Raw genomic sequence first — 16,177 nt, 5'->3', positions numbered from 1 at the left:
GCGGCTTCGTGGTCTGATTCGGTCTCAGTCGTTCTGAGCCCAGAAGCCGGCGAGCAGTCGCGCGGTGGCCGCCGGGTTCTCGGCGGCGGGGGAGTGCGCGGCGTCCTCGATCAGGACGAGGTCGGTCCCCAGGCGCGTGGCGGTCTCCTTCTGGAGCTGGACCGGCCACGCCTCGTCACCGACGCCGGCCGCCATGAGCAGGGGCAGCCCGGCGGCGGCGAGCTCGGCGGTCCGGTCGGTGGCCGTCAGGATCGAGGTGCCCATGCCGGCGAGCATGCCGGTGTCGTTGTTCTCGAAGCGCCGCTGCAGGAAGGCGCGGACGTCCGGGTCCGGGTGCTGCGGGGCGCCCTCGGCGGCGGCGATCTTCTGCATCTCGGCCCAGATCTCGGCCGAGGTCATGAAGCCGGCGGCGGCCGCCAGGAGCGTCGCCTGCTCGGCGGAGCGGCCCGGGATCGCGGCGGGGCCGGAGTCCAGGAGGGCGAGGCTGCGGACGCGGTCGGGGTGGGCCAGGGCGAGTTCGCGGGCCACCAGGCCGCCGAAGGAGTGGCCCATGACGTGGATCGGGGCGGGACTGGCGGTGGTACCGTCGCCGCTGCTGCCGTCATCGGTCGTGGCGCCGAGGCCGTCGACGACGTCGGCGAGGTCGGCGGCGAGCCGCGCGAGCGTGTAAGCGTCCGGATCCGCGGGGCCCGCCGACTCGTTCTGGCCGCGCTGGTCGATCGCCACGACCTCGTACCCGGCCTCCGCCAACGGCGCCAGGACCGCGATGAAGTCCTCCTTCGACCCGGTGTAGCCGGGCACCAGCACCGCGATCCCGTTCCGCGCCGTCCCGGCGGGCGGGGTGGCGCGGAGCGCGGCGAGCGGCCCGCCCGCGGTCGGCAGCTGGACCGCGAGGGTGTGGGGCGGCAGGTCGACGAAGGGCGGCGTGCTCATGGGGATGAGCGTAGTTGACCACTCAACAGCGTCGCCGAACGGCCCGGCTTCAGGGCTTCACGACAGCCGATGAGAAAAAGCCGACGGCCCGAGCCTCCTGGGAGGTCTCGGGCCGTCGGCTTTCGCGAGTGGCCGGTGCGGCTGGCCGGCGCGACTACGAGTTGTAGTTGCCGGTCACGGCGACGCCGGTGGCGGTCAGGCCCTCGGCGTCGGCGAGCGAGCGGCGGGTGCGCTTCGGCTTGACGGCGCTGCCCGTGCCCGCCTCGGCGGCGTCGGCGACCACGACGGTCGACCGGCTGCGGGAGCGCGTGCGCTTCGGCTCGGCGGTCTCCTCGGCGGCCGGCTCGGCGGTCTTCGACCGGCCGCGGCTCGACTGCTTCGGAAGGGTGACCTCGGCGATGGGCTCAGCGATCGGCTCGGCGGTGTCGGTGGCCGCCTCGGCGGTCTCCGGCTTCCGGCTCCGGGTGCGCTTCGGCTTCTCGGCCTCGTCGGTGCCGGCCTCGGCGGCCTCGGTGACGATGCTGTCCGGCCCGGCCGTGTCAGCGGCCTTCGACCGGCTCCGCGTCCGCGTGCGCTTCGGCGTCTCCGACTCGTCGCCGGTGAAGTCGGCCGCTGTGACGACCGCGTCGGTGAGGACGTTGGTCTCATCGGTCTCGGCCGCTACGGTCTCGAACCTCGCTCCGCTGCGGCTGCGGGTCCGCGTACGGCTCCGCTTCGGCTTGTCGGAGCCCGAGGTGTCGTCCAGCACGTCCGATGCCGCGTCCGAGCCGGCCAGGGCCTCCTCGGCGCCGTTCAGCTCGTCGGCGGACCGACGGCCGCCCCGGGTGCGCACCCGCTCCCGCTTCGCGCGGCTCGGGCGCTCCGTGCGTTCCGTGCGTTCCGTGCGCTCGGTACGGGTCGCGCCGCCGCGGGCCCGGACGCCGGCGCCGCGGCCGGTCTCGCCGAGGTCCTCGACCTCCTCGGCGGCCAGGCCGGCGCGGGTCTGCTCGGACTTGAGCAGCCGGCCCTTGGAGTCGGCCGGGATGCTCAGCTCCTCGAAGAACCAGTCCGAGGTGGAGTAGGTCTCGCGGGGCTCGTGGAAGTCCAGGCCGAGGGTCTTGTTGATGAGGTTCCAGCGCGGGACCTCGTCCCAGTCCACGAAGGTGACCGCGGTGCCGGAGGCGCCGGCGCGGGCGGTGCGGCCGATGCGGTGCAGGTAGGTCTTGTCGTCCTCGGGGCACTGGAAGTTCACCACGTGGGTGACGCCTTCGACGTCGATGCCGCGGGCCGCCACGTCGGTGGCCACCAGGACGTCGACCTTGCCGTTGCGGAAGGCGCGCAGCGCCTGCTCGCGGGCGCCCTGGCCGAGGTCGCCGTGGACCGCCGCGGCGGCGAAGCCGCGGTCGTCCAGCTCCTCGGCGACCTTGGCGGCGGTGCGCTTGGTGCGGCAGAACACCATGGTCAGACCGCGGCCCTCGGCCTGCAGCATGCGGGCCAGCATCTCGGTCTTGTCCAGGGCGTGGGCCCGGTAGACGCGCTGGGTGACGTTGGTGACGGTGCTGCCGGTGTCGTGCGGGTCGGCCGCGCGGATGTGCGTCGGGCGGCTCATGTACTGCCGGGCCAGCGCGATGACCTGGCCGGGCATCGTCGCGGAGAACAGCAGGGTCTGGCGGTCGTCCGGGACCTGGGTGACGATCCGCTCGACGTCGGGCAGGAAGCCCAGGTCCAGCATCTCGTCGGCCTCGTCCAGCACCAGCATGCGCACCCCGGACAGGTCCAGGTGCCCCTGCTTGGCCAGGTCGAGCAGCCGGCCGGGGGTGCCGACGACCACGTCGACGCCGGCCGACAGCGCGGCGATCTGCGGCTCGTAGGCGCGTCCGCCGTAGACGGACTGCACGCGGGCGGCCATGACCTTGCCGGCCGCCGCGAGGTCTTCGGTGACCTGGACGGCCAGTTCGCGGGTCGGCACGACGATCAGGCCGAGCGGACGGCCCGGGACGCCGGTCGGGGCGGGGCCGCCGGCCGGCTTGCGGCCCCGGCCGCGCGGACGGCGGCCGCCGCGTGCGGCGTTGGCGCCGGCGCCGGTCGCGGCGGGGGCCGTGGCGGCGTCAGCGGCGTCGGTGGTGATGGAGTCGGTGGTGACGGCGTCGGTGCTGGCGGCATCGGCCGTCGCGGCGGCGCCCTCGTCCAGGGTCCCGGCGGCGGCGGTCTCCGCGGCCGCGGCCGCGGCGGCGATCTCGCGCACCATCCGCTGCAGGACCGGGATGCCGAACGCCAGCGTCTTGCCGGTGCCGGTCTTCGCCTGGCCGATCACGTCGGCGCCGGTGAGCGCGACGGGGATGGTCGCGGCCTGGATCGGGAACGGCGTGATGATGCCGCCGGCCGACAGGGCCTCGGCGATCCGCTCGTCCACGCCCAGGTCGCGGAAGGTCTTCTCGATCGGCTCGGGGGTTTCGGGAGCCTCGGGCGCGGTGGGCGCCTCGGGGGTGATCCCGGCCTCGCCGGAACCGTCTTCGATGTCGTTCGTGTCTTCGATGTCGTTCGTGACAGCGCTGATGATGTATGCCTCTTCTGTTGAGCGGCACTGCGCGAGGGGCTAGCACGGTGCTATGTGTGCTGCTTGCGTACGTGCTCGCGTCGACTCCGGCGATCAGACATCTGGAGGAGCGAGCGGCCTCGCGGCTCGGAGGGATCCTCTGTGGATCCGGTTGCCGCAGTGGGTCGGAGCCGATCGGGCCACCGACCGGGCATCCTGCTAGTCACACACAGTGTACCCGACGGGAAACACCTGAATAAACTGCCCCTATGACTTCTCCGGCGACCGCCATGTCCTATGAGACAGCTGTCATTGACTTTCTGGGGCTGGTCGCCTACGGGGAGCTGACGGCGTTCGAGCGCCTGGCCGCCGACTCCGGGCTGGCCCCCACGCTCGACGGCAAGGCGCAGGTCGCGGGCATGGCGGCGGCCGAATTCGACCATTTCCGGCGAGTCCGGGACCGGCTGACCGAGCTCGGAGCGGACCCGACCGCGGCGATGGAACCGTTCGCCGCCCCGGTGGACGCCTTCCACGAGCACACCAAGCCCTCGGGATGGCTGGAGTCGCTGGTCAAGGCCTACATCGGCGACACGCTCACGGCGGACTTCTACCGCGAGGCGGCGCGCTACCTGGACCCCGAGTCGCGGGCCGTGGTCGAGGGCGTGCTGGAGGATCTGGGGCACAGCGCGTTCGTGGTGGAACACGTGCGCGCGGCCATCGAGGAGGACCCGAAGATCTCCGGACGGCTGGCGCTGTGGGGCCGCCGGATCATGGGGGAGGCGCTGACCCAGGCGCAGCACATCGCGGCCCGCCGGGCGGCGCTGGCGGCCCTGCTGGCCGGGGTGCTGGCCGCGCCGGACTGTGCCACCACGGTCGACCTGGCCGAGGTGGGGAGGATGTTGACCCGGCTCACCGAGGCGCACGGCGCGCGGATGGCGACGCTCGGGCTCAGTGCGTGAGCGGTGCTGTACGGGGGGTTAACACCTAACCGGAACACCTGGCGGCGGGCGGATCGGGAACCGTCGCTGCTCGCTGCTTGCCGCTCGTCGCCAGCGGACGGACTGCGGGCCTTCGTCGCCGCCGGCTGGGTCAGGAACCCTCGCCGCGGGTCCGCTGCCAGCTCGTGATCGCCATCACCAGCAGCGCGGCCAAAGCGGCGCCGAGCATGGTGGCGACGAAGGTGTGCCCGTCGCCGAGGATCGCGTGGATGATCGAGCCGCCGCCGACGGCCCCGACCACCCCGACCACGGCGGTCATCCACGTCGCCATCGGGGTGCCGTGCTTGACGACGGCGCGGCCCAGGGCACCGATACCGAGCCCCAGGGCCGCCAGCCACAGTAGAGCGAAAAAGGACATGCGCCTCTTCTACCCCACCGAAAACTCCCGAATCGGGTCAGATCGCCCCGAAGCCGACGCGGCGGCCGGTGGGCTCGCCGAGCTCGACGTAGGCGATCTTGTCCCCGGGGACCAGGACCTTGCGGTCCTTGTCGTCGGTCAGGGTCAGCACGCCACCGTCCTTGAGCGCGGCGGCCACGGCGGCCTCCACCTCTTCGGACGACTGGTTGGACTCCAGGTTCAGCTCACGGGCTGTGTTCTGGATGCCGATCTTGATTTCCACGAAGGCTTCCTTAAGTGCTCGAGTGCTCGTAGCGGCACGCCGGCGACTGCGACATCGTCGCCGACGGTCCTAGCGTGCCAGCTATCTAGACAGAATCCTTGCGCGGGAAGTTCCCGATGCCGCGCCACGCCAGCTGCGACACGATCCGTGCCGCGGCGTCGCGGGGGATCTGGCCGCCCTCGGTGGACAGCCAGTACCGGGCGGTGACGTGCGCGATCCCGGTCAGGCCGACGGCCAGCAGCATCGACTCCTCGTCGGACAGGCCGGTGTCGGTGGCGATGACGTCGCGGATCGCCTCGGCGCACTCCTGGGTGACGCGGTGGGTGCGCTCGCGGACCGCCGCCTCGTTGTTCAGGTCGGACTCGAAGACCAGGCGGAAGGCGCCGCTCTCGTGCTCGACGTAGTCGAAGTAGGCGCCGATGGTGGCGGCCACCCGCAGCTTGTTGTCGCTGGTGGAGGCCAGAGCGCTGCGGACCTGCGCGACCAGGGCGTCGCAGTGCTTGTCCAGCAGTGCCAGGTAGAGCTCGAGCTTGCCCGGGAAGTGCTGGTAGAGCACCGGCTTGCTGACGCCGGCGCGCTCGGCGATGTCGTCCATCGCGGCGGCGTGGTAGCCCTGCGCGACGAACACCTCTTCGGCCGCGCCCAGGAGCTGGTTGCGGCGGGCGCTCCGAGGCAGCCTGGCGGACCGTTGCCGGGACGTGCCGGTGTCCGCGTAGGCGGCGTCGGTAGTGGTCATGGTCAGCAGTCTACGCGCGAGTAGGTTGTTTCCACCCGGTCGGTCCAGGGATGGTCGACCGGTGGACTGCCGCCGGTGCGGTGCTGGTCCACCAAGCCGTGGCCAGGCACGTTGATCGCAGGTAAGCGCCGCCGGAGACCGCCGCCCGGCGGTCTCGCGAAGTGGACGGCGGGCCCGGGAATCGAGCGGGGCATGCGACGGTTGTCGTTGAATGCCGCGGATTACCCCCAGGCGCTTCGAAGACTTCTCTGGGAGATGTTGTGAGCAACCTACCCCCGCTGGTCGAGCCGGCCGCGGACCTGAGCGTTGAAGAGGTGCGCCGCTACTCGCGCCACCTGATCATCCCCGACGTGGGCATGGCGGGCCAGAAGCGGTTGAAGAACGCCAAGGTGCTGTGCGTCGGCGCCGGGGGCCTGGGCTCCCCGACGCTGCTGTACCTGGCCGCGGCCGGCGTGGGCACGCTGGGCATCGTCGAGTTCGACGTCGTCGACGAGTCCAACCTGCAGCGCCAGGTCATCCACGGCCAGAGCGACATCGGCCGCTCCAAGGCCGAGTCCGCGCGCGACTCGATCAAGGAGATCAACCCTCTGGTGCAGGTCAACCTGCACGAGGAGCGCCTGGACTCGACGAACGTGATGGAGCTGTTCGCGCAGTACGACCTGATCGTCGACGGCACGGACAACTTCGCGACCCGCTACCTGGTCAACGACGCCTGCGTGCTGCTGAACAAGCCCTACGTCTGGGGCTCGATCTACCGCTTCGACGGCCAGGCCTCGGTCTTCTGGTCCGAGTACGGGCCCTGCTACCGCTGCCTGTACCCCGAGCCCCCGCCGCCGGGCATGGTCCCCAGCTGCGCCGAGGGCGGCGTCCTGGGCGTGCTGTGCGCCTCGATCGGCTCCATCCAGGTCACCGAGGCCATCAAGCTCCTCACCGGCATCGGCGAACCGCTGGTCGGCCGCCTGATGATCTACGACGCCCTGGAGATGACCTACCGCCAGGTGAAGGTCCGCAAGGACCCGGACTGCGCAATCTGCGGCGAGCACCCGACCGTCACCGAGCTGATCGACTACGAGGCCTTCTGCGGCGCCATCTCCGAAGAGGCGGCCGACGCGGCGAAGGACTCGACCATCACCGTCAAGCAGCTGAAGGAGTGGCTGGACACCGACGAGAAGATCCAGCTCATCGACGTCCGCGAGCCGAACGAGTACGAGATCGTCAACATCCCCGGCGCCACCCTGATCCCCAAGGGCGAGTTCCTGATGGGCGGCGCGCTGGAGAAGCTGGACCCGACGAAGCGCATCGTCCTGCACTGCAAGAGCGGCGTCCGGTCGGCCGAGGCGCTGGCCGTGGTGCACGCGGCGGGCTACAAGGACGCGGTGCACGTCGGCGGCGGCGTCCTGGCCTGGGTGAACCAGATCGAGCCGGAGAAGCCTTCGTACTGATTGGCTTCGCACTGATTTTTCGCTCGTTTGAGTGGAGTTGACCGTCGCCTCACGCTTGGGGCGGCGGTCGACGTGTTTGTGGGTCAATACGCTGATCGGCGTGGTGCTGACGGCTTATGTGGATGAGAGCTACCGTCGACGGCGGGGCGAGTCAGTGTGCGTGTACACGCTGGTCGGTGTGGTGGTGGCGGATGCCGATCTGGACGGCATCCGCAGCGAGTTGCGCGGGTTGCGGAGCGGAAAGGACAAGACCCTCCATTGGCGCCGCGAACGGCCGGAGCGGCTCCCGGCCATCGCTGCGGCGGTGGGGTCGCTGCCGATTTGCGCCGTCGCCACGGTGATGATGCACGACGCCCGGGTCGAGAGTGAACGCGCTCGCCGTTACTGCCTGTCGCAGCTTCTTCGGGAGCTTCACAGTCTTGAGGCGGGGCGGGTTGTGTTCGAGTCGCGGCAGGCGGAGGACCGCAAGGACATGCAGGTGATCGCAGCATGGCGGCGGGCGAAGCGTCCCGAGGCGATGGTGCGGGTGGATTTCCTGCCTGCGGTCGCGGAGCCTTGTCTGTGGCTCGCCGACATCATCGCGGGCGCGTTCATGTGGTGGCTGGGCGGGACCTGCGACCACTGGGTGGCGCTTGCCGGCAAGTGCCGGGTCGTCGAGGTCCACGAGCCCTGAACATGCGCGAAGCCGGGGCACCGACCTCCGTCTGGTCACACCCGGCTTCACTTCCGGCCCTTCGTGGGCGCGGCTGGTTCAACACGACAAAGTATGCCCGGATTCGCCTGAATCCCTCAACCCGAATCCCACGATCGGGTGACCGCTACAACTCCCCGCGCCGTGTCATGTAGTTGTAGGCGATCCATCCCGGCAGCACTGGCAGCCAGAACGTCATCAGCCGGAAGAGCAGCACCGCCGTCGTCGCCAGGCCTGTGTCCAGGCGGCCGAAGGTCGTCAGGGCGCCGATCAGCGCGCCTTCGACGCCGCCGACGCCGCCGGGGGTGGGGACGATGGAGCCTGCGGCCTGTGCGGTGAGGAAGACCACCGCTACGACTGCGAAGTTGATCTTTGCTGCCCGGTCGTCTGTTGCCGAGGCCTGGATGGAGGCCCAGAGGGCGAAGATGTAGAGCAGGGACAGCAGGACCGTGCCGCCGAGGCCGGTGGCGAGTTTGATCGGGTTCTGCGCCACGTCCATCATGCGCGGGATGATGCCGGCCACCAGGGGGCGGAGGCGGTTCACCGCGAAGCGGCGGAGTTGGGGGATCGTCGCGATCAGGAGGACCAGGAGGGCCAGGGCCAGGATGATGGCGATCAGGGTCGCGCTGGAGGCGTGGGAGCCGCCGCCGCTGTTGTCGCCGGAGCTGCCGGCGATGACGCCGAAGATCAGGATCAGCAGGAGGTGCTGGACCAGGCCCATGATCTGCTGGGCGCCGACGGCTGTGACCGCCGCGCGGGTCGGGATGCCGGTGCGTTGCAGGTAGCGGGTGTTCACCGCTACGCCGCCGACCGCCGCGGGGGCCACCAGGGTCACGAAGGAGGCCGCCACCTGTGACAGCACCGTGCGGTGCCAGCGCAGGTTCTCGGGGACGAAGCCGTCCAGGGCCATCGCCGCCGCGAGGTACGTCCCCGCCGAGGCCAGCGCCACCGCGCCGGTCCACCACCAGTTCACCGCGCTGAGGCTGGACCACGAGTAGTTCGAGGCCAGCAGCAGGTACGCCGCGAAGGCCAGGCCCACCACCGAGAACAGGGTGCGGGGCCCGAAGCGCTCCAGCTTCACCGGCTCCGGCTCCACCGAGGGGTGCAGGGCCTGGACCGCCTCCTGGATGTTGCTCAGCAGGCCCTTCGACTTCTTCAGCGCGGCGCGGGTGTTGCGGGTCAGGATCACCGGCTGGAGCATCGGCAGCGCCGCGGCGATGTCGTCCTCGCCGAGCCTGGTCACGCCGGCCGCGACGCTGCGCTCGTAGCCGAAGTACAGGCTGGTCACGGTCAGCATCTCGGCGGTGTCCAGGCGGCGCGACAGCGTGCCGGCCGCGACCTCGCCCAGCCGCAGGTCGGCCAGCCAGGGCCGGCCGTCCTCGTCGATCAGGAACGCGTGCGCCGACAGCCGCCGGTGCGCCAGCTGGTGCTCGTGCAGCTCGGCGAGCATGCTCCAGAGCTGGCTGAGCAGGTCGTCGGTGAGTTCGTCGGCGGTGAGTTGCTCCAGCGTGCGCCCCGGGACCAGCTGGTAGGCGAGCATGCCGGTGTCCGGTCCGAGGTCGCGCACGGCCATCAGGCGCGGGGTGCGGACGTCGGCGGCGGTGACCGCGTACGACATCAGCGCCTCCTGCTCCAGCATCCGGCGCAGGCTCAGCAGGTTGCGGCGCTGCGCAGGGCCGCGCAGCCGGGCCCGGCGGTAGAGCCGGTACACCAGGCCGGCGGCCTGCTGGTCGCGGTCCAGGACGATGGCGTCGACGTCGCCGCGGTCCTCGGTGGCCACGACGTACCGCCGCACGTCCTCGGTGTCCGGGACGCGGCGGCACGACAGCGGGCCCAGCCCGGCCGCGGACAGCGCCTGATGCACCGCCTCGCCGGTCGGCCGGTCGTTGATCACCCCGCGGACCCAGCGCCAGCCGAAGGCCACCAGCCGGCCCAGCAGGACGGTCTCGGCCAGGCTGATGATCGTCGCGTCGCCCTGGATCAGGGTGACCACGCCGTAGGCGATCAGCGCGATCCAGGTCGCGGTCTGGAAGTTGTGCCGGTTGGAGAACCCGATGATCGTCAGATACGCCACGACGGTCGTCAGGTAGATGTGGAACGCCGCGGTGTCCCCGGCGGCGTTGGTCGGCAGCGTCAGCGCGTCCCGGATGGTCTTCGGCATGTGCGGCGAGGCGACCAGCGCGTTCAGTCCGACCGCGCCCAGGTAGGCCATCGCGGCGGCCAGCACCGAGTCCACCACGCGCCGCGAGTCGCGCCGGTACAGGCGGTCGATCGCCAGCACGATGGGAACCACCGCGAGGAGCATCGACGTCACTGCTAGTACGAGGCCCAGCGGGAGCTTCTGGTCGGCGGACAGCTTGGAGATGTCCGACTCCGCGCCTCGGGTGGTGCCGCCGGCGACCATCCCGATGCCCAGGAACAGGAGCATGAAGACGAAGCTGGCCGCCGATCGGAGCAGATCGGCCGGGCGGCGTATGCGGCGCGGCTCCGGCGGCTCGTCGATGACCGGCGCGGAGTTCGGCCGGCCGGGTGTCGGCGGCCGGGCGCGGCGCGCGGCGGAGCTGTCGTCGGATCCGGGCTTCCGGGGCGTACCCGGACCTCCCGACCCCGCGGCGGGCAGGCTGACGGCAGGCGTGGCGGCCTCGACCGGACCCGGTCGGGTCGGTGAGGTGGTGCCGGGCTCCCCTGCCACTGTCCACCTGTTTTCTGCTCTTGTTGTCGTCGTGGTGCGCCGCGTCGGACACAAGGACGATAGTCCCTGGCGCCCCGCGAAGGCGGCGACTGTGGTTGATCGTCCCACGAGGGGGTTCCCCGGGGCGCGGCGGATTACCTCGACAGGAGTGATGGAAGTGAGCAAACCACCCGAACTGCCTCCGTACGTGGACCGGGTGTTCGACCTGGTGGACCGGATCCCGCCGGGCCGGGTGATGGCCTACGGCGACGTCGCGGACTGGCTCGGCGAGGGCGGCCCGCGCCAGGTCGGCACCGCGATGGCCAAGTACGGCGGCGGTTCCCCCTGGTGGCGCGTGGTGCGCAGCGACGGCGGCCTCCTGCCCGGGCACGAGCGCGAGGCGCTGGCCAACTACCGCGAGGAGGGCACGCCGCTGAAGCCGGACGGCGGCCGGATCGACATGGTCCGGGCCCGCTGGTCGCCGGGCGAGGACGGGACGCCGGGCCGCGGGGCGATGGACGAGGTGCCGAAGGACTTCGCGGGGGAGTAGAGCAAGCGGGCGCCGGTTTCGGGGCGCATGACGGATTGGTGGAGATCCGGCGGGGCCGGCGGGTGCAGGGTGGTTGCGGCCCCGCCGCCGACCTCAGTCCTCGTCGCCGGGCGCGACCAGCCCGGTCTCGTAGGCGACCACCACCGCCTGCGCCCGGTCGCGGAGCGAGAGTTTTGTGAAGATGTGCGCGACGTGCGTCTTCACCGTCGCCTCGGACAGCACCAGCCGTGCGGCCAGCTCGGTGTTGGACAGCCCGCGGCCCATCAGGGCCAGGATCTCGCGCTCGCGCGGGGTCAGCGCGGCCAGGTCGCGGTGGATGGCGGGGGTCCTCGTCGGGGCGCTTGCCGGGTCGCCGCCCGGGGCCGCGAACTTCTCCACCAGGCGCCGGGTGATCGACGGGGCCAGCAGTGCGTCGCCGGTGTCCACCAGCCGCACGCTGGCCACCAGGTGCTCGGGCGTCACGTCCTTCAGCAGGAAGCCGGACGCGCCGGCGGCCAGCGCCTCGTAGACGTACTCGTCGAGGTCGAAGGTGGTGAGCATCAGGATCCGGATCCGGGGGTCGGCGGCCAGGATCCGGCGCGCGGCCTCCAGGCCGTCGAGGTTCGGCATGCGGATGTCCATCAGCACCACGTCGGGCTTGAGCCTGGCGGCGGCCTCGACCGCCTCCAGGCCGTCGGAGACCTCGCCGAGGACGTCGATGCCGTTGGCGGTCAGGATCATGCGGAAACCGGTGCGGACCAGGGCTTGGTCGTCGGCTATCAGGACGCGGGGATTCATTTTTTGTCCATAGTGGCGCGTAGCGTCTCCATAACGGGCGGTGGTGGGAGACGGGTGGGCGTGTCCAAAGGTATCTTCGCGCGGACTCGGAAGCCGCCGCCGAGGCGACGGCGGGCATCCAGATCTCCGCCATAAACCGCGACGCGCTCTTTCAGGCCCATCAGGCCGCGGCCGGTGCCCAGAGACTCGCTGGAGACGGTACCGCCGAGCTCGGTCAGCGAGCCGCTGCCGGTGGTCAGAACCTCGATCCGCAGATAGCGGTCGTCATAGCGGACAGTGAGTTCAGCGCTCGACCCGCCGTGCTTGAGCGCGTTGGTCAACGCCTCCTGCACGACCCGGTACGCCGTCGAATCGATGCCGCCGGGCAGCGCGCGCGGCTCGCCGGAGATCCGCACGTCCACGGGGAGCCCGGCGAAAGCGATCTTGTCCACGAGCGCTGACAGCCGGGCCAGCGTCGGCTGTGGCGCGAGGCCGGGCCCGTCGTCGTCGCGGCCGTCCTGCGCCGGCGCCAGGACGCCGAGCAGATGCCGCAGCTCGGTCATGGTCTCGCGGCCCGCGCTCTCGACTGCGAGCAACGCGTCCTCGGCCACGTCCGACGCGGCCGGCTCCCCGGTGGCTTCGGTCAGGAGAGGGGAAGCCGCCAGCACCTGCCGCGCCGCGCCCGCCTGAATCAGCATCATGCTCACGTTGTGGCTGACGATGTCGTGCAGCTCCCGCGCGATCCGCGCCCGCTCACCGTCCACGGCCTGCTGCGCGGCGCTCTCCCGCTCCTTCTCCAGCAGCCACCCGCGCTCCTCGATGGCCCGGGCGTAGCGCCCGCGTTCCCGGCGCAGCAGAAGCGCGAACCACCCCGCCGCCGCAGACGCCATGAGCAGCGCCCCCACCAGCACCCACAGCATGTCTACATCCCCAGGATGAGAGGCCCGGACGATTACCACCACGGACCGATCCGCCGCGGTGCGCCCCCACCATACGTTGATCACATGACCGCTACCGCCGCCGAGTCCGCCGAGTCCGCAGGGACCGCCGAGTCCCCAGAGTCCGCAGAGTCCACCGGACCCATCGTCCGCCTCGACAACGTCCGCAAGGAGTTCGGGGACACCACCGCCCTCGACCGCGTCACCCTGCACATCCGCCAGGGCGAGGCCGTCGCGGTCATGGGCCCCTCCGGCTGCGGCAAGTCCACGCTGCTGAACCTGGTCGCCGGCCTGGACCGGCCCAGCTCCGGGCAGGTCGTCGTGCACGGCGAAGACCTCGGCGCGCTGAACGAGACCGGCCTGGCGCTGTTCCGCCGCCGCCGGATCGGGATGATCTTCCAGTTCTTCAACCTGATCGACGACCTGCCGGCGCTGGACAACGTCGCGCTGGCCGCACAGCTGTCCGGCGTCCCGGCCGGCCAGGCCCGGCGCCGCGCGCTGGAACTGCTCGGTGAGCTGGGCATCGCCGACCGCAAGAACACCTACCCGCAGCAGCTGTCCGGCGGCGAGCGCCAGCGCGTCGCGGTGGCCCGGGCCCTGATGAACCGGCCGGCCCTGCTGCTGGCCGACGAACCGACCGGCGCGCTGGACAGCCGCTCCGGCGAGCAGGTCATGGACCTGCTGATCGACCTGAACCAGCTCGGGCAGACCCTGCTGATGGTGACCCACGACCCGCGCCTGGCCGCCCGCTGCGCCAGCCGCCTGGTCGAGGTCGCCGACGGCCGGATCGTGGCCGAGCGCGCCGTGGAGAGGACCGCGTGAGCGCCATGAGACTTGCCAAAGGACCGGTCTGGCGCGCCTCGCGCGCGGCCGTGAAGCGTCGCAAGGTCCAGACCTTCGTCATCGGGCTCGTCGTCACCCTGTCCGCGATGAGCGCGGTGCTGGGGCTCGGGCTGCTGGAGGCTTCGACCGGGCCGTTCGAGCAGGCCTTCGGGCAGCAGAACGGCGCGCACGCCGTCGTCGCCTTCGACGGCGCCAAGGCCACCGACCAGCAGCTCGCCGCCACCGCGCACGCCGCCGGGGTCACCGGCTCGGCCGGGCCCTTCGAGGCGGCGCAGGTCAGCATGCAGATGCCGCACATGGGCGGTCCCCTGCAGATGACCGTGGTCGGCCGGTCGCAGCCCGGACCCGGAGACGTGGACCGCGTCCGGCTGTGGCAGGGCCGCTGGCCCAGCGCGCCGGGGGAGATCGTGCTGGATCAGCCGGTCGGCCAGACCCTTCCGGCGCCGCCGGGGCAGGACGCCTCGACCATCACCGGCCCGGGCCTGCCCACCTTCACCATCGTCGGCTACGCGTACTCCGTTTCGCAGACCGCTGACGCGTGGGTCGTACCTTCCCAGATGGCGGCCCTGCACCCGGACCACCTGGAGATGCTCTACCGGTTCGCGCACGCCGGCAGCGACGCCCAGGTCAAGGCGGACGTGACCGCCGCGACCGGGAACCTGCCGGCCGGCACCCTCACCGGCTTCCAGTCCTGGCACACCACCCGCGCCGAGATGCTGGCCAAGCTGCAGAGCCTGCTGCCGATGCTGATCGCGTTCGGCGTGCTGGCGGTGTCGGTCGCGGTGCTGATCGTGCTGAACGTGGTCAGCGGGGCCGTGGTCTCCGGATACCGGGACATCGGGATCTACAAGACCATCGGCTTCACCCCGCGCCAGGTGGTCCGGGTCTACGTGGCGACCATGGCGGTGCCGGCGGTCGTCGGGACCGTGGTCGGGCTGCCGATCGGGCTGGTGGTCGGGTCGCCGCTGCTGAACAAGGCCTTCAACGGGCTCGGCGGACAGCAGCAGATCAGTCCGCTGGTGGACGTGGCGTGCCTGCTCGGGGTGCCGCTGCTGGTGGCGCTGGCCGCCTACCTCCCGGCCCGGCGCGCGGCGGGGATGTCGGCGATCGCCGCGATCTCGGCCGGCTCGGCGCCCAAGCGCGGCCGCGGCCTGAAGGTGCAGCGCAAGCTCGCCGGCTCCCGGCTGCCGCGCTCGGTGAGCATGGGGCTGGGGCTGCCGTTCGCCCGGCCCGCCCGCAGTGCCCTGACCTTCGCGGCGGTGCTGCTCGGGGTGACCACCGTGGTCTTCGCCAACGGCCTGGCCCGCACCATGACCGACACCAGCGCGGCCTCGGACCGGATCGGCGCGGTGGCCGTCGACGTCGGGCACGACCCGGCCACCTCGGTGACCGTGGGCCCGGCCGCGATGGAGCAGGCGATGCGCGCCGTCCCCGGCGTGGACGGAGTGGCGTCGCAGACCGGCGACATGGTCGGGATCGCCGGGATGACCAGCGAGGTCAACGTGCACTACTACGGCGGCGACTCGGCGAAGATGGGCTGGACGATGGTCAAGGGGCACTGGCTGGACGGCCCGAACCAGATCGTGGCCCCGGCGCGGTTCCTGAACCGGCACCACCTGGCCGTCGGCCAGACCCTGACCATCGAGTCGAACGGCCGCACCGCGAAGGACGTCATCGTCGGCGAGGGGATCACGGGCGGGGACAGCATGTTCCAAGCGGACTGGAGCACCCTGCAGCAGCTGTCCCCGGGCCGTCAGGCCGACAGCTTCGAGGTGCACGCCGCGGCTGGCGCGGACCGGCAGGCGCTGGCGGCGAAGCTGAAGGCGCTGGACCCGACCTGGGACGTCACCGTCCGCGACTACGGAAATCCGAACGCCGAGCTGGAGGTCTTCGCGGCCGTCATCACCGTCGTGCTCAGCCTGGTCGCCGCGCTCGGGGTGTTCAACACCGTGCTGCTGAACACCCGCGAGCGCCGCCGCGACATCGGGATGCTGAAGTCGGTGGGCATGACCCCGCGCCAGGTGGTGGGGATGATCGTGACCTCGATGGGGCTGCTCGGACTGCTCGGCGGGATCGTCGGGCTGCCGCTGGGCTACGGCCTGCACGCGCTGATCGTCTCGATGATCGAACGCGCCCAGGGCCTGGACCTCGCGCCGAGCATGGTCCACGTCTACTCGGTGCCGCTGCTGGCCTGGATGTTCCTGGCCGGCGTGGGGATCGCGGTCCTCGGCGCGCTGGTCCCGGCCCGGTCCGCGGCGCGGTCGTCGATCTCTGAGGTGCTGCGCAGCGAGTAGGCCCAGACAGGCCCGGATAGGGGAGTGTGCTCAAGAAAGGGAAGGACCCGCGGCCGAACCCGCGGGTCCTTCGCGTTCGCCGATACGGCATGATCGGCGCGCAGGCGTGATCGATTGCCGAATGGGGCGTGACAGTCGGTGGTCTGTGTTGTCATAGAGGACCGTGGTGTATCGCTCGGGTATACCCACC

14 protein-coding genes are annotated in these 16,177 nt (G+C 71.5%); 6 read left to right on the top strand and 8 right to left on the bottom strand.

The genetic code is table 11. The annotated features are described in order from the left end of the window. Positions 1 to 24: 24 nt before the first annotated feature. On the bottom strand, positions 25 to 933 hold the full coding sequence (locus GWK61_RS08865) for an alpha/beta fold hydrolase (protein WP_194906937.1): 909 nt from the start codon (positions 931 to 933) through the stop codon (positions 25 to 27). A 154-nt stretch (positions 934 to 1,087) separates the two neighbouring features. Then, positions 1,088 to 3,325, bottom strand: coding sequence for a DEAD/DEAH box helicase (locus GWK61_RS59395; RefSeq protein ID WP_194906935.1), 2,238 nt, complete (start codon positions 3,323 to 3,325; stop codon positions 1,088 to 1,090). A 392-nt stretch (positions 3,326 to 3,717) separates the two neighbouring features. Between GWK61_RS59395 and GWK61_RS08855 the strand changes: the two genes are divergently transcribed. Continuing rightward, positions 3,718 to 4,407, top strand: coding sequence for a ferritin-like fold-containing protein (locus tag GWK61_RS08855; protein ID WP_228561986.1), 690 nt, complete (start codon positions 3,718 to 3,720; stop codon positions 4,405 to 4,407). A 130-nt stretch (positions 4,408 to 4,537) separates the two neighbouring features. Here GWK61_RS08855 and GWK61_RS08850 read toward each other — a convergent pair whose 3' ends face one another. From GWK61_RS08850 to GWK61_RS08840, 3 genes are all read right to left on the bottom strand, one after another. Next, complete coding sequence (locus GWK61_RS08850) at positions 4,538 to 4,804, bottom strand: hypothetical protein (RefSeq protein WP_194906934.1); 267 nt, start codon at positions 4,802 to 4,804, stop codon at positions 4,538 to 4,540. A 37-nt stretch (positions 4,805 to 4,841) separates the two neighbouring features. After that, a complete protein-coding gene (locus GWK61_RS08845; RefSeq protein WP_194906932.1) occupies positions 4,842 to 5,066 on the bottom strand; it encodes a DUF3107 domain-containing protein in 225 nt (74 codons plus the stop codon). Between the two features lie 85 nt (positions 5,067 to 5,151). Beyond that, positions 5,152 to 5,802 carry a TetR/AcrR family transcriptional regulator gene (locus tag GWK61_RS08840; RefSeq protein WP_194906930.1) on the bottom strand — a complete coding sequence of 217 codons (651 nt, stop codon included), beginning with the start codon at positions 5,800 to 5,802 and terminating at the stop codon, positions 5,152 to 5,154. A gap of 260 nt (positions 5,803 to 6,062) precedes the next feature. On the opposite strand from GWK61_RS08840, the gene moeZ reads away from it, so the two are divergent. Next, complete coding sequence (gene moeZ, locus GWK61_RS08835) at positions 6,063 to 7,244, top strand: adenylyltransferase/sulfurtransferase MoeZ (RefSeq protein WP_194906929.1); 1,182 nt, start codon at positions 6,063 to 6,065, stop codon at positions 7,242 to 7,244. 31 nt (positions 7,245 to 7,275) lie between these two features. Further along, entirely contained in the window at positions 7,276 to 7,917 is a 642-nt protein-coding gene (locus tag GWK61_RS08830; protein WP_194906926.1) for a hypothetical protein, read from the top strand. Positions 7,918 to 8,062: 145 nt separating this feature from the next. Here the strand turns inward: GWK61_RS08830 and GWK61_RS59390 are convergent, their stop codons facing one another. After that, entirely contained in the window at positions 8,063 to 10,627 is a 2,565-nt protein-coding gene (locus GWK61_RS59390; RefSeq protein ID WP_194906924.1) for a lysylphosphatidylglycerol synthase domain-containing protein, read from the bottom strand. A 151-nt stretch (positions 10,628 to 10,778) separates the two neighbouring features. Here GWK61_RS59390 and GWK61_RS08820 point away from each other — a divergent pair, with 151 nt between their 5' ends. After that, positions 10,779 to 11,156: an MGMT family protein gene (locus GWK61_RS08820; RefSeq protein WP_194906915.1), complete on the top strand. Its 378-nt coding sequence runs from the start codon at positions 10,779 to 10,781 to the stop codon at positions 11,154 to 11,156. 93 nt (positions 11,157 to 11,249) lie between these two features. Here GWK61_RS08820 and GWK61_RS08815 read toward each other — a convergent pair whose 3' ends face one another. Then, positions 11,250 to 11,933: a response regulator gene (locus tag GWK61_RS08815; protein WP_194906914.1), complete on the bottom strand. Its 684-nt coding sequence runs from the start codon at positions 11,931 to 11,933 to the stop codon at positions 11,250 to 11,252. Then, positions 11,930 to 12,832 (bottom strand): sensor histidine kinase, encoded by a 903-nt coding sequence (locus tag GWK61_RS08810; RefSeq protein WP_194906911.1) that lies wholly within the window; start codon positions 12,830 to 12,832, stop codon positions 11,930 to 11,932. Before GWK61_RS08810 ends, GWK61_RS08815 begins: the two co-directional genes overlap by 4 nt. A gap of 84 nt (positions 12,833 to 12,916) precedes the next feature. Between GWK61_RS08810 and GWK61_RS08805 the strand changes: the two genes are divergently transcribed. After that, a complete protein-coding gene (locus tag GWK61_RS08805; protein WP_228561985.1) occupies positions 12,917 to 13,672 on the top strand; it encodes an ABC transporter ATP-binding protein in 756 nt (251 codons plus the stop codon). Between the two features lie 5 nt (positions 13,673 to 13,677). Next, the gene (locus GWK61_RS08800; protein WP_228561991.1) at positions 13,678 to 15,987 is read left to right on the top strand and encodes an ABC transporter permease; all 2,310 of its coding nucleotides are present in this window, start codon (positions 13,678 to 13,680) and stop codon (positions 15,985 to 15,987) included. Positions 15,988 to 16,177 lie beyond the last annotated feature (190 nt).

Source organism: Catenulispora rubra (assembly GCF_015356825.1).
Lineage (GTDB): Bacteria > Actinomycetota > Actinomycetes > Streptomycetales > Catenulisporaceae > Catenulispora > Catenulispora rubra.
Note: the sequence above shows the minus strand (reverse complement) of the source record. Positions and strands in the feature narration are given on the sequence as shown.